Genomic DNA, 14,600 nt, shown 5'->3' on the forward strand with positions numbered 1-14,600 from the left:
CCTGAAACGCTTCCGGTTATCCGGCCGTACGATTTGCCGGCCGGATAACAAAAAGCGACTTGTCATATAAGCAAGCGCGGGATTAGCTCATCTGGGATTGCAGATAATTCGGCAGGCCGATTTTATCAATGAGGCCAAGCTGTTTTTCAAGCCAGTAGGCATGATCTTCCTCGGTATCTGCCAGCAGCTTCTCGAGGATTTCACGGGACTGGTAGTCTTGCTCCTGCTCGCAAACCTGGATCGCCGTCTTGAGGGCTTTGTCGACATCATATTCCAGCTCAAGATCATTTTTGAGCATTTCCGGAACATCTTTGCCGATTTTCAGGTCGGCGCGCTTGGTCAAATCCGGTGTACCTTCCAGGAACAGAATACGTTCTATCAGCAGGGCGGCATGGCCTTTCTCGTCATCAAACTCGTGGTCGATACGTTCATAGAGTTTGTCTAACCCCCAGTCCTGGTACATACGAGAGTGAATGAAGTACTGGTCCATGGCGGTCAGCTCGCCAGCGAGCAGCGAATTTAGGGTATCGATGATCTTGCTATTACCTTTCATGCGAATCACCTCTTAGGAAATCTGAGATTGGAGGTAGTTTTCAATGCCAATGTTGCTGATCAGTTCTTGCTGGGTTTCTATCCAGTCGACGTAGTCCTCTTCGTAAGCAAGGATACTTTCCAGTAGTTCACGGCTGACGTAGTCGGACTCGGTTTCACAGAATGCGATCGCTTCTCTCAGTAAGTCCAGCTGCTCCATTTCCAGAACCAGATCGCACTGCAACATTTCTTCGGCTTCTTCGCCGATACGAATTTTTTCCAGGTGCTGCAGGTTCGGTAGCCCTTCGAGGAACAGAATTCGCTCAATCAGATCATCGGCCTGCTTCATGTCTTTGATTGATTTTTTGTATTCTTTGTCGTTGAGCGCTTCCAACCCCCAGTTGCGAAACATTCTGGCATGCAGAAAGTACTGATTGATTGAGGTGAGCTCGAGGGTCAGCACCTGATTGAGGTAACTGATGATCTGCTGTTTACCTTGCATGGAACTTCCTCCTTAAGTGACTTTTATTGTCATGATTTTTGCTATGGTTAAGCATAGGTGCTGAGTCAGGTTTGTGGGGAGTGAAGCTCAAAAAATATTGATTTTATTCCTGATTTTGGCTGAAGAGAGTAAAACTGACACAAATCAGAATAGTTATCATTTGTTTCTCGGCGATAAGCTTTGTTTCCTTCGTTGCCGACTGATCACCACAAGCCAGGCTTTTTGGCACTTTCATGTCACAGTGCGTGGGTGGCGCCGATGACTGTGTAAATCACGTGTGTCTCTCTATTTCATCCCGTCTTAAGATGCCTGAGTACCTATCTGAGCAGATATGATGCATATGTGGTGGGTGATTTTATGTACGTTGTTGTCTAAAATACTGGAGTTGGCCATGCGGCTTCTGACTGAGTTTTGAGGCATCTATGCGTGGCTGAACAGGAAAAATAAGTAAGATAAATCAAGTAGAAACAGATGTTTTTTGCTAGCTTTGTTCATTGAGTGGCGAAGTTGCTGAGAAACTATGAAGTTTGCACGTTTCGCAACAAGCCCGGTGCTGAGGCACGGGGGAATCGTGACAGCAGGATTTACTGACTAAGATATAACCAATTGGATATATTGAATTTTATACTTTATTTTTTCAGATATATGGTAAATACTGCTGTGTAGTTTGTTCAATTTACAAATCTGCGTTTAAAAGCTTTCATCCCCATTTTGTCAAGCGACGCCTGGCAGAGAAACTTTGCGCTGAGACACAGAAACAGTGGCAGCTCAGATTTCAAGTTAAGGTAAAATTGGGTAAGATCAGTAATAGCTATCCTGCCAATTCCGGCTGGGTGCAGAGCCAAATCATATTGGAGATACAGCTTGATTAATGTATTCCTTGTAGATGATCACGAACTGGTTCGCACAGGGATCCGACGTCTTCTTGAAGATGTCCGTGGTATTAAAGTGGTAGGGGAAGCCGACAGTGGTGAAGAAGCCGTCAAATGGTGCCGCCAGGAGCATGCGGACATCGTGCTGATGGATATGAATATGCCGGGCATCGGTGGCCTTGAAGCGACGCGTAAAATTCTCCGCTTTAGTCCCGATGTCAAAATCATCGTTTTAACCATTCATACCGAGAATCCGTTCCCGACCAAAGTGATGCAAGCCGGTGCTGCTGGCTATCTGACCAAAGGGGCTGGTCCGGATGAGATGGTCAATGCGATCCGGATGGTCAATAGTGGCCAACGGTATATCTCGCCTGAAATTGCCCAGCAGATGGCTTTGAGCCAGTTTGCTTCGGATGCGGAAAATCCGTTTAAGGATTTGTCTGAACGTGAGCTGCAGATCATGATGATGATCACCAAAGGGCAAAAAGTGACTGAGATTTCAGAGCAGTTGAACCTGAGTCCGAAAACGGTCAACAGTTACCGCTATCGCTTGTTCAATAAGCTGGATATCAATGGTGATGTCGAGCTGACTCACCTTGCAATTCGTCATGGAATGTTAGACACAGAGACGTTGTAGTAGTGTCAGAACCGCTTGAATCCCACAGCTTTGATTCGAAAAGCTTCCTGAAAACAGTGACTCACCAGCCTGGCGTGTATCGGATGTACGACCAGTCCGGTGAGGTCATTTATGTCGGCAAAGCCAAAGATCTGAAAAAACGCCTGTCGAGCTATTTTCGGACCAATGTTGCGGGAGAGAAAACCCGGGCGCTGGTCCAGAAGATTTGCAAGGTCGATGTAACCGTGACCCACACGGAGACCGAAGCGCTGATCCTAGAGCACAACTACATTAAGTTGTATCTGCCGAAATATAATGTTCTGCTCCGCGATGATAAATCGTATCCCTATATTTTCCTCAGCAGCAGTACCCACCCGCGATTGACGATCCACCGTGGCGCTAAAAAGCGCAAGGGAGAATATTTCGGCCCGTACCCGGATTCGGGCGCGGTGCGTGAAAGCCTGCACCTGCTGCAGAAAATTTTCCCCGTTCGTCAGTGCGAAGACTCGGTGTATGCCAACCGTAGTCGGCCGTGTCTGATGTATCAGATTGGTCGCTGTCTGGGCCCGTGTGTCAAAGGGCTGGTGAGTGATGATGATTACCAGGAGCAGGTGAACTACGTCCGGTTGTTCCTCCAGGGGAAAGATCGCCAGGTGATCGCTTCACTGGTTGAGAAAATGGAGCTGGCGAGTCAGCAACTGGCGTTTGAAAAAGCGGCGACTTACCGCGATCAGATCCAGGCGCTGCGGCGGGTTCAGGAGCAGCAGTTTGTCAGCCAGGACAGCGACGATGATATGGACGTGATTGGGATTGCCCACGAGCAGGGCATGGCCTGTATTCATGCGCTCTATATTCGCCAGGGCAAAATCCTCGGCAGCCGCAGTTACTTCCCTAAATTGCCGACTGACACTGAGCTCACTGAAGTCTTGTCCAGTTTTGTCAGTCAGTTTTATCTTAATCAGGCAGAAGGCCGGGTGATTCCGTCGGTGATTTTGCTGGGGGCGGAGCTGGGTGAGGAGAAAGCTGTGATCGGCAATACACTCTCGGAGCTGGCTGGTCGAAAAATCGAACTCCGAACCCAGTCACGCGGCAGCCGGGCGCGATTCCTCAAGTTGGCCCAGACCAATGCCAGCACGGCGCTGATCAGTAAGCTCAACCATAAAATGACGGTTCACCAGCGCTTTACCGAGCTGCGTGAAGTGCTTAAGCTCAATAGCCTGGCGCGGATGGAGTGTTTCGACATCAGCCATACCATGGGTGAGAAAACCGTGGCATCGTGTGTGGTGTTCAACCAGGATGGGCCGCTGAAGCAAGAATATCGCCGCTATAACATCACCGGCATTACCGGCGGGGATGACTATGCCGCGATGGCACAAGCTTTGGCCCGGCGATATGATAAACAGTTGGATCCGGACAAAATCCCCGACATTATTTTCATTGACGGGGGTAGAGGTCAGCTTTCAAGAGCGTATGATGTAGTGGCGCCGCTGATGAGCGAGTGGCCGAAACGTGCGCTGTTGGTCGGGGTCGCCAAGGGCACCACGCGTAAACCCGGACTGGAAACCCTGCTTCTGGTGACAGGCGAAGAATTTACCATGCCGTCGGACTCGCCGGCGCTGCATTTGATCCAGCATATTCGTGATGAAAGTCACAATCACGCCATTAGTGGGCATCGGGCACAGCGGGCAAAAGTGAGAAAGCGCAGTGTGCTGGAAGATGTGGAAGGGATCGGGCCAAAGCGTCGCCAGGCACTGTTGAAATATATGGGCGGGTTACAAGAACTGAAAAGAGCAAGTCGAGAAGAAATTGCCAAGGTACCTGGTATCAGTCGTGCGCTGGCAGAAAAAATCTATGACGCATTGCAGCACGGCTAGCTTTGCGGCACCCTAATAAAATTAATCATAAGAACTAGTTATTATGCGTTTAACGATTCCGAACATCCTCAGTTTTATCCGGCTGCTCCTTATTCCTTTCTTTGTGGTCACTTTTTATCTGCCGTATAGCTGGGCTCCTTTTGCAACTGCGTTGATTTTTTTCATTGCCGGTGTTACTGACTGGTTCGATGGCTATCTGGCACGAAAGCTCAACCAGACCACCCGGTTCGGGGCGTTCATTGATCCGGTGGCAGACAAGGTGATGGTCGCAGCGGCGATGGTGCTGGTCGTTGAACATTTTCATTCGGTTTGGGTTACGATTCCTGCCGTGACTATGATTGGCCGGGAAATTATTATCTCTGCGCTGCGTGAGTGGATGGCTGAGCTGGGCAAGCGCTCGAGCGTGGCGGTGTCCTGGGTCGGCAAGGTCAAAACCGGCTCGCAGATGTTTGCCTTGATGGTGTTACTCTGGCACCCGAATGAATGGCTGGTTTGGGTCGGTTATGTTGCCCTGTATGTGGCGATGGTGCTGACCTATTGGTCGATGTATGCCTATCTTCGGGCAGCGAAGGATGACCTGCTGAACTCTGAAGATGCCTGATCGCCACCGGTGATCGATGGATACTGAGCGGTAAGTGTTTTATAAGCGGCATTTGTTGCCGCTTTTTGTTTGCCGGCGTGAGCTACATATTTATACCAATCGCAGTAATTAATACCAATTGCAGTAAATAACTGGTCATCCTAGCTTGTTCAAATGCTCGATAACTGCGTTAGAATTTTTGATTGTAGAATAACTACTTATCTAAAAACTCTGCCTTGCTCTCAAACATTTTTCCGGCACGATTTCTGATCACTTACTTACTTTGATTGGTATTGCATGATTGCTGGCGTTTTTTCTCTCATAGAGCCGTTGTTTTAATAGTTTTGGCGAAAAATGAAACGAACAGCTGTGTTTTTTCATTTTTTTCGTGACAGCCTGGTGTGGATCTGTAAAATGGCCGCCATACCGAACGGGGCGACCCGAAACGGTAACACTACAGAGGCGCGTTGGCAGAGTGGCTATGCAGCGGATTGCAAATCCGTGGACCTCGGTTCGACTCCGGGACGCGCCTCCATTTCCTATCGATTCGGTAGGAAATCAAACCAGCATCAAGCTGGTTTTTTTGTATCTGGCATTTAGCTTTTCTCCTGCTTTGAGCCTCCCCTCTGAAGCTGACGACCCACTTTTGAGCGATTGGTAAACTTTTTGCAACAGGTTTGTGAATTCGAGTTTATTTATTTGCTAATATCCCCCCGATAAAATACGGCTATTCCAATCACTGCCAGTTTCGGTGTGTTTTCTACCCGGCAGGCAGAACATAATAAATAATCCCTCGGGATGAAGTACACGGAGCCGCCATGCAGCAACCCTATAACACCCTGATTGCGCAGTTACAGGAGCGCATAGATGCCGAGCGGATCATCACTGATCCGACGCTGACGCTGGCCTATGGAACTGATGCCAGTTTTTACCGCCTAGTGCCGAAATTGATCCTGCAACTGGACAACCTGGAGGAAGTGGTTTTTGCGATGAAGGCGTGCTATGCCCTGAATATTGCTGTGACCTTCCGCGCCGCCGGGACCAGTTTGTCCGGTCAGGCACTCTCAGATTCGGTGTTGATCACCCTGACCACGAACTGGCGCCATCATGAAATCTTAAACGGCGGCGAGCAGATCTGGTTACAGCCGGGCGTGATTGGGGCTGAAGCCAACAAGTTGTTGGCCCCGTACGGCCGAAAAATCGGGCCGGATCCCGCGTCAATCAACACTTGTAAAATTGGTGGCATTGCGGCGAATAACGCCTCGGGGATGTGCTGCGGGACCGCCCAGAACAGCTACAAGACACTGGCGGGGATGACGATTGTGCTGGCCGATGGCACAGTATTAAATACTTTAGATGACGCCAGTGTTGCAGCGTTTCGCCGCAGTCACAGCGAGATGCTGGATGACTTGACCGCGCTTGCGCGCAGCTGCCTGGACAATCCGCCACTGGCAGAGAAAATCCGCCATAAATACCGCCTGAAAAATACCACTGGGTATAGCCTGAACGCATTGGTTGATTATCAGGATCCGATCGAGATCCTTCAGCATTTGATGATCGGCTCCGAAGGCACCCTCGGTTTTATTGCTGATATCACTTATAACACCGTGGTTGATCATGCCTTTAAAGCGTCGGGCTTGTTTGTGTTTGCGGATATTGAAACCACTTGCCTGGCGGTGAGTGAGCTGAGCAAGACCCGGGTTGCGGCGGTGGAGCTGATGGACAGCCGTGCGTTGGCCTCGGTCGCGGATAAGCCGGGAATGCCGGACTTTATCGCCCGCCTGGGCGCGGAAGGTAATACGGAGGCAGCAGCGTTACTGGTGGAGATCCACGCCGAAGACGATCCGGGTCTGAGTGAGCAGTCGGATGCGCTGACTAATCTGATCAATGGCTTTGCGCCGATCGAAACGGTGCCGTTTAGTCGCGATCCGCAAGTGTGCGCACAGCTTTGGGGCGTTCGCAAAGGTCTGTTCCCGGCGGTCGGGGCGGTCCGTGAAACCGGTACGACAGTGATCATTGAAGATGTGGCGTTTCCGATTGAGCAACTGGCACCGGCGGTACGTGAGTTGCAGGAGCTGTTCACCACTTATGAATATCATGAGGCGATCATCTTTGGTCATGCTTTGGCGGGGAACCTGCATTTCGTGTTCACCCAGGCATTTGATACCGATGCTGAAATTACCCGCTATGGCGCTTTTATGGACGCAGTGGCCAAGCTGGTGGCGGTGGATTATCAGGGCTCACTGAAAGCTGAGCATGGCACGGGCCGAAACATGGCGCCGTTTGTCGAGCTGGAGTGGGGCAGTGAAGGTTATGCCTTGATGCAACAAATCAAGCGGATTTTCGACCGCACCGGCATCTTAAACCCGGGGGTGATCCTCAATGATGACAGCGATGCCCACGTCAAAGATCTCAAAGCGATGCCCGCGGCCGATACGCTGATCGATAAGTGTATTGAGTGCGGCTTTTGTGAGCCGGTTTGTCCGTCACGCAACCTGTCGCTGACGCCGCGCCAGCGCAATACCGTGTATCGTGAAATTCAGCGCCTGCGCCGCAGTAATGAAGATCCGGCCCGACTGGCGCAGATTGAGCATGCGTTTCAGTACCAGGGGGTTGATACTTGTGCGGCGACCGGCTTGTGTGCCGAGCGGTGTCCGGTCGATATCAATACCGGTGATTTGATGCGTAAGTTACGAGCAAATCACTCAGCGATGGCAACGACCATTGCCCGCTGGACGGCGGATCATTTTGATGGCGTCACGTCAGTGACCCGGCTGGGCCTGAATGCCGCCAATGGTTTACACGGCTTGCTAGGCGGCAGTGCGATGCGCTCGGCGAGCAAAGCGGCCCGCAAGCTCTCCGGAAACCGGCTGCCACTGTGGACACCCCATATGCCGCGCTCCGCAGGGAAGCTGCGCCAACCATCCGGGTTGAAGATCAACGCCATCGGGCGGGAGAAAATTGTCTACTTCCCGAGTTGTGCCTCGCGCAATATGGGCACCGAGAAGGATGCGATGGATGCAAGGCCACTGTTTGAAGTCACCTTATCGTTGCTGGCCAAAGCCGGATACGAGGTCGTGATCCCGGACAACCTGAATAGTCAGTGCTGCGGCATGCCGTATCAGAGTAAGGGCTTTCCGGAGACGGCACACAGCAAGGCCAAACAGCTGGAAGCCGCGTTGTGGCAGGCATCCGAGCAGGGCAGGTTACCGGTACTGATGGATACCAGCCCGTGTGCCAGCCTGAGTAAAGATACGCTGCGATCAGATTTGACGATTTATGAGCCGTTCCAGTTTGTCGCCGAGTTTGTCATGCCGCGACTGGAGATCACCCCGCAGGATGAGCCGGTAATGCTGCATATTACCTGTATTTCCCGGCGCAAGGGCCTGGCGGGTGTGATGCAAAAAGTGACGGAAGCCTGCGCAAAACGGGTGGTGATCCCGGAAGATATTCAGTGTTGCGGCTTTGCCGGGGATAAAGGCTTTACGACACCCGAGCTTAATGCATCGGCCCTGTCGCCGCTCAAGGCACAGGTGCCGGAAGACTGCCGGGAGGGTTATTCCAATAGCCGGACCTGTGAGATCGGCCTGTCGGAGCACAGCGGGATTGAATATCGCTCGATTTTGTATCTCGTGGATAAGGTGAGTCAGCCGGTTGCCGGCAAATGAAGCAGCACGCCCCCTGTGGCCGGAACCCGGTCACAGGGAGCGTGGTTCAGAACTTCTCCTTGTGCTGCTGATAGCACTGGTACAGGTGTTCAATAAACAGACGGATTTTAGCCGGCTGGTGGCGGGTATACGGATAGATGGCGTAGATCCCGAGCCGTTTGGCGACCTGATCCCGCAGCACTTCTACCAGCTCTCCCCGGGCCAGATCATCGGCCACCAGAATTCGCGGTACATACACCAGCCCCTGACCAAGCAGGGCAGCGCTACGCAGGGAGGATGCGTTGTTGGTGCTGAAATTGCCGTTGACTCTGACGGTAAACGGGCCGCTTTTTCCTTTGAATAACCACTCAGTTGCCCCGGTTTCCTGGTAGGAATAGGCCAGACAGTTGTGCTTATCCAGCTCCTGGTAGGATTTGGGCGCTTTATGGCGCGCAAAATAGCTTGGGGCGCCACAGATGACCCATTGTGCTTCGACCAGCCGGCGAGCGATAAAGCTGGAATCAGGCAACATCCCGGTGCGGATGGCCAGATCATAGCCTTCTTCCACGATATCGACAAACCGGTTGTCCAGATCCATCTGAATCGTGATTTCCGGATATTTCTCGCTGAATTCTGCAATTGCCTTGGGTAGGATCAGCTCCCCGGAAATCGTCGGTACGGTAATGCGAATGGTCCCGGACAAGCGCTCTCCCAGACCGCTCATGGCATCTTCTGCGTTTTGCACTGAGAGATAGACTTCACGGGCATGGCTGAAGAAGACTTCGCCGGCTTCGGTGAGCGTCAGTTTCCGGGTCGTTCGGTAAAGGAGTTGGACCCCGAGCTCTTCTTCGAGCCGGGTCATGCGTTTACTGACAACGGATTTTGTCAGGCCGATATGCTCAGCTGCTTTACTGAAAGAGCCTTGCTCGATGAGGTGGTAAAAAATCAGGAAGTCATCGGTGTTTCGCATGATTGATAAACTTAATGCAACAATAATTATTATTGTTGCATTATACGCGGGAGAATGGAATTCCCCTAGGGGAAGTCACCACAATTGGGCGAAAGCAATGTATTACCGTTTGTTGATACCCGCAGGATGGGGTTGTCATAAAAATATAACAATGTAGTAAAAAATAATGTTTGTCATTCCCATCGACACTATGTTACGTTCTGCGCAATCTCAGACAATAGCTTTCTGAGACATATGCGCTGTGATGAATTCAGGCTGATTGCACCACAGCGGTCGTAGGTACTGACAGGTCAACTGTCAGTAGAAGGGCATTGATAGCGCTAACCTGCCAGAAGTAAGCAGGAGCATATTGAAGGAACCCAACAGTGATTACACTCATATCTAAAAATCAAATCAGCTTCGTCTTACCGACCTGCAGTATTATTACTGAGCCTTGATTTTCCATCTCTGATCAAAACAGCTTTTGGCTGTAAACCCGTGACTTTTTCGGCGCACCGCTGATGGTCTCCTTGTGTTTACAGACCGGGAACATATCTCTGATCTATGACATAAGTATCTGAATTTTGGTTAATTGATGGCCATGTCAGCCCATTGTGTTGTTGTATAGCTCAGATTGCTATGTTTTCTGTCGACCGCTGGCAGCGGAATTAATTTTTGGATCGCACTCATGAGTAATGTGTTTGATTTTGATGGCATCAAGCTAGATTCAACTGTACCGAATGTACAGGATTTATACGACTTAACCCCGGATGAACTTTTGCTCAGCCAAGAGCATTACGAGTCAGAAGTTCGTTCGTATCCAAGACGCCTGCCGTTGGCAATTCAGAAAGCCTCCGGTGTTTTAGTGGAAGACAGCCGGGGCCAGGTGTTCCTCGATTGTCTGGCGGGGGCTGGTACGCTGGCCCTGGGCTATAACCACCCGGAAATTAATCAGGCGATCATTGATCAACTCCACCAGGGGCTGCCTTATCAGACACTGGATATGACCACGCCGGTCAAGGATAAATTTATCAAAGAAGTGATGAATTTCTTGCCGGACGATTTTGCGGCCAATGCCCGTATTCAGTTTTGTGGCCCGTCTGGTGCCGACGCCGTAGAGGCCGCGATTAAGCTGGCCAAGCAAACCACGGGTCGCAACACCATGGCAGCATTCCACGGCGCATATCACGGGATGACCAATGGCACCATGGCACTGATGGGCAACCTGGGGACCAAAGCCCGCCGTCAGGGGCTGATGGCTGATGTGCACTTCTTGCCATTCCCGTATGCCTTGCGCTGTCCGTTCGGCCTGAAAGGTAACGAGGGCGCCAAGCAAAGCATCCGTTACATTGAGCGTATGCTTAGCGATGACGAGAGCGGTGTGCAGAAGCCGGCTGCGATTATTGTTGAGCCGGTCCAGGGCGAAGGTGGGGTGATCCCGGCACCGGCGTTCTGGCTGCAGGAACTGCGCCGGATCACCAAAGAGCACGGCATTCTGCTGATCCTTGATGAAATCCAGTGCGGCATCGGTAAGACCGGTTATCGCTTTGCGTTTGAAGAAGCGGGGATCACCCCGGATATTCTGTGCCTGTCGAAAGCCGTCGGTGGTGGCCTGCCGATGTCGGTGCTGATTTTTGATAAATCAATTGATACCTGGCGTCCGGGTGAGCACACCGGGACGTTCCGCGGTAACCAGTTGGCAATGGCGACTGGCGCCAAGGCGCTGGAAATTATTCGTCGTGACAACCTGGTTGAGCACGCGGCGAAAGCGGGCCAGTACCTGCGCGAAGGTCTGGAGCGCATTGCCCGCCAGACCAGCTGTATTGCCGAAGTGCGCGGTAAAGGCCTGATGCTGGGCGTTGAGATTGTTAAAGCAGACGGCAGCCGGAACAAGTTTGGTGAGCCGGAGGCGGATCCGGAGCTGACTGTTAATATCCAGCGCGCGGCGCTGGAGCGTGGTCTGATCATCGAAAAAGGCGGACGTCAGGGCTCGGTGCTGCGCTTCCTACCGCCATTGATCATCAGTTACGAGCAACTCGATTTTGCCCTGGATGCGCTGTATAACGCGATTCTGGCAACGGCGGGACCGGCATCAATTGCGGAAACCAACACCGATTCCGAGCAGGAAAAGTGGCGTGCTCACTTCATCCACACCGGTGAGGGGGGAGCCAATGTTCTGGAAACTGCGCTGAACCAGACCACTCAGGTGCTGAAGCAGGTGTTTGAGTCAACGGACGCGCCGTACTCCGGCATTGAGCCGCTGATGCTGAAAAACCTAATCAACAACATCGATCTGGACAGCCAGCAACTGCCGCTGGAAACTGTGATTGAACAAACCGGTGAGCTGATTGCCAAGAATTCCATCATGGTCCAGCATCCGAGCTGTATTGCCCACCTGCATACACCACCGCTGATCCCGGCGGTTGCGGCAGAAGCCTTTATCAGCTCATTGAACCAATCAATGGATTCCTGGGATCAGGCCAGTGCTGCAACGTTTGTTGAGCAGAAGGTCGTGGACTGGTTGAGCGGCGTATACGGTTATGGCACCAGTGCCGATGGTGTCTTCACCAGTGGCGGTACCCAGAGCAACCTGATGGGCTTGCTGTTGGCGCGCGACTGGGCGGCTGATCAACTGTCCGGCCATAACATCCAGAAAGACGGTTTGCCGGAGTACGCGGGTAAACTGCGCATTCTGTGCTCGAAGAAGTCGCACTTCACCGTACAGAAGTCGGCCTCACTGCTGGGCTTGGGTGAGCATGCGGTGACGTGTGTTGATACGAACCCTGACGGTGCTATTCGTCTGGCCTCGCTGGTTTCAACCCTGGAGAGCATGAAGCAGGAAGGCCTGCTGCCGTTTGCCCTGGTGGGCACCGCAGGAACCACGGATCATGGCGCGATTGATGATTTGGCCGGTCTGGCTGACATTGCTGACCAGCATCAGCTGTGGTTGCATGTCGATGGTGCCTACGGTGGAGCCCTGATTCTGAGTCGCCATAAGGCGCGCCTGAATGGGATCGAGCGTGCAGACTCGTTGAGCGTGGATTTCCACAAGCTGTTCTACCAACCAATCAGCTGTGGTGCGGTACTGGTGCGTGACAAAGCGAACTTCAAGTATTTGCTGCATCATGCCGATTACCTGAACCGTGAAGATGACTTGCTGCCGAATCTGGTGGATAAGTCGATTGCAACCACCAAGCGTTTCGATGCCTTGAAAGTGCTGATGACCATGCAGTGCGTCGGCACGGATGCATTGGGTGCCATGTATGATCACCTGCTGGGTCAAACGCAGCAAGTGGCGGACATGATCAACCAGTCTGCTGAATTTGAGCTGCTGGCTGATCCGGCGCTGTCGACAGTCCTGTTCCGTTATATCGGGAATCCGGCTGTGGATCTGGATCAGTTCAACAAAGAGCTGCGCATTGAAGCTCTGGTGAAAGGCATTGCAGTGTTGGGCGAAACTGTGGTCGATGGCCGGGTTGCGTTGAAGTTCACCATTTTGAACCCTTGTCTGGAAATGGCAGACTTTGAAACTTTACTTAACGATATCAATCAACTGGCTCAATCAATTGTGCAGTAATTGATAATGACTACGGGGGCTGCCTGGCCTGAGTGGTTCGGACCAGGCAGTACGAGAGACTCTAGATTAATAACGGAAGACAGAAAACTATGGCAATTCTACAAATTGGTGCAGGCGGCGTAGGTTGGGTGATTGCCCATAAAGCGGCCCAGAATAACGATGTATTGGGTGATATCACCATTGCATCCCGCACAGTGAAAAAGTGCGACCAGATCATTGAATCGATCAAGAAAAAGAACAACCTGAAGGATCCTTCAAAGAAACTGGAAGCGCGTGCGGTCAACGCTGATGATGTGGATGCGCTGGTTGCGCTGATTCAAGAAGTTCAGCCTGATCTGGTGATTAATGCCGGACCACCGTGGGTAAACGTGGCCATCATGGAAGCGTGTTACCAGGCGAAAGTGTCTTACCTGGATACGTCGGTTGCGGTTGATCTGTGCAGCGAAGGTCAGCAAGTTCCTGAAGCTTATGATCCGCAGTGGGCCTTCCGTGAGAAGTTCGAGGAAGCGGGGATCACCGGGATCCTGGGCGCCGGTTTCGATCCGGGCGTGGTGAGCGTGTTTGCAGCATACGCCGTGAAGCACCTGTTCGATGAAATCGACACCATTGATGTGATGGACGTGAATGCCGGTGATCACGGCAAGAAATTCGCGACCAACTTCGATCCTGAAACCAACATGCTGGAAATTCAGGGCGACTCTTTCTACTGGGAAAACGGCGAGTGGAAACAAGTCCCTTGTCACACCCGGATGATGGAGTTTGATTTCCCGGAAGTCGGTAGCCATAAAGTTTACTCCATGGCGCATGATGAAGTTCGCTCGATGAAAGAGTTCATTCCGGCTAAGCGTATCGAGTTCTGGATGGGTTTCGGTGATCGTTACCTGAACTACTTCAACTGCATGCGTGACATCGGCCTGCTGAGCCCGGATCCGGTCACCCTGCAAGACGGCACTGTGGTTGAGCCGCTGAAAGTGCTGAAAGCGCTGCTGCCTGATCCAACGTCTCTGGCACCGGGGTATACAGGTAAAACCTGTATCGGTACCTGGGTTCAGGGTAAGAAGGACGGTAAAGCGCGTAGTGTGTTTATTTACAACAACGCGGACCACGAAGTGGCATACGAAGATGTTGAGCATCAGGCCATTTCTTACACCACGGGTGTTCCGGCGATCACCGCTGCACTGCAGTACTTCCGTGGCGAGTGGGCCGGTAAAGGCGTGTTCAACATGGAGCAGCTGGACCCGGATCCGTTCCTGGAAACCATGCCAGGCATCGGTCTGGACTGGGGTGTTCAGGAGCTGGAAGTCGGTCAGCCTGTGATCAACATTCTGAAATAAGGGATGAAGTGAGGTTATCTCATTCGGGTGTTGCCTAAAGAGATAGCATGACTTGTTTTCCTTTTATGTAACTGAAAGCCGATGTGTAGCGCATCGGCTTTGTTCGATTATTAAAGTG

At 51.9% G+C, this 14,600-nt stretch carries 9 protein-coding genes and 1 tRNA gene; 7 read left to right on the forward strand and 3 right to left on the reverse strand.

Features of this window, described 5'->3' with window-relative positions; translation table 11 throughout:
* Positions 1-82: 82 nt before the first annotated feature.
* A complete protein-coding gene (gene bfr, locus NNL38_RS06050; protein ID WP_255390122.1) occupies positions 83-553 on the reverse strand; it encodes a bacterioferritin in 471 nt (156 codons plus the stop codon).
* A gap of 12 nt (positions 554-565) precedes the next feature.
* Positions 566-1,033, reverse strand: a complete 468-nt coding sequence (bfr, locus tag NNL38_RS06055) for a bacterioferritin (protein ID WP_255390123.1) — start codon at positions 1,031-1,033, stop codon at positions 566-568.
* Positions 1,034-1,897: 864 nt separating this feature from the next.
* On the opposite strand from bfr (NNL38_RS06055), the gene uvrY reads away from it, so the two are divergent.
* From uvrY to NNL38_RS06080, 5 genes are all read left to right on the forward strand, one after another.
* Positions 1,898-2,542, forward strand: coding sequence for a UvrY/SirA/GacA family response regulator transcription factor (gene uvrY, locus NNL38_RS06060; RefSeq protein ID WP_255390124.1), 645 nt, complete (start codon positions 1,898-1,900; stop codon positions 2,540-2,542).
* A 2-nt stretch (positions 2,543-2,544) separates the two neighbouring features.
* Positions 2,545-4,395, forward strand: a complete 1,851-nt coding sequence (gene uvrC, locus NNL38_RS06065) for an excinuclease ABC subunit UvrC (protein ID WP_255390125.1) — start codon at positions 2,545-2,547, stop codon at positions 4,393-4,395.
* A 43-nt stretch (positions 4,396-4,438) separates the two neighbouring features.
* On the forward strand, positions 4,439-4,996 hold the full coding sequence (pgsA, locus tag NNL38_RS06070; RefSeq protein ID WP_255390126.1) for a CDP-diacylglycerol--glycerol-3-phosphate 3-phosphatidyltransferase: 558 nt from the start codon (positions 4,439-4,441) through the stop codon (positions 4,994-4,996).
* A 440-nt stretch (positions 4,997-5,436) separates the two neighbouring features.
* A tRNA-Cys gene (locus NNL38_RS06075) sits at positions 5,437-5,510 on the forward strand.
* A 283-nt stretch (positions 5,511-5,793) separates the two neighbouring features.
* Entirely contained in the window at positions 5,794-8,643 is a 2,850-nt protein-coding gene (locus NNL38_RS06080; protein ID WP_255390127.1) for an FAD-binding and (Fe-S)-binding domain-containing protein, read from the forward strand.
* Between the two features lie 46 nt (positions 8,644-8,689).
* Here the strand turns inward: NNL38_RS06080 and NNL38_RS06085 are convergent, their stop codons facing one another.
* Complete coding sequence (locus NNL38_RS06085; RefSeq protein ID WP_255390128.1) at positions 8,690-9,592, reverse strand: LysR family transcriptional regulator; 903 nt, start codon at positions 9,590-9,592, stop codon at positions 8,690-8,692.
* Positions 9,593-10,259: 667 nt separating this feature from the next.
* Between NNL38_RS06085 and NNL38_RS06090 the strand changes: the two genes are divergently transcribed.
* Together NNL38_RS06090 and NNL38_RS06095 are read left to right on the forward strand one after the other, a co-directional pair.
* Positions 10,260-13,148: a pyridoxal phosphate-dependent class III aminotransferase gene (locus tag NNL38_RS06090; protein ID WP_255390129.1), complete on the forward strand. Its 2,889-nt coding sequence runs from the start codon at positions 10,260-10,262 to the stop codon at positions 13,146-13,148.
* Positions 13,149-13,237: 89 nt separating this feature from the next.
* Positions 13,238-14,482: a carboxynorspermidine synthase gene (locus NNL38_RS06095; RefSeq protein ID WP_255390130.1), complete on the forward strand. Its 1,245-nt coding sequence runs from the start codon at positions 13,238-13,240 to the stop codon at positions 14,480-14,482.
* Positions 14,483-14,600: the final 118 nt, after the last annotated feature.

The organism is Photobacterium atrarenae, from assembly GCF_024380015.1.
GTDB classification, from domain to species: Bacteria; Pseudomonadota; Gammaproteobacteria; order Enterobacterales; family Vibrionaceae; genus Photobacterium; species Photobacterium atrarenae.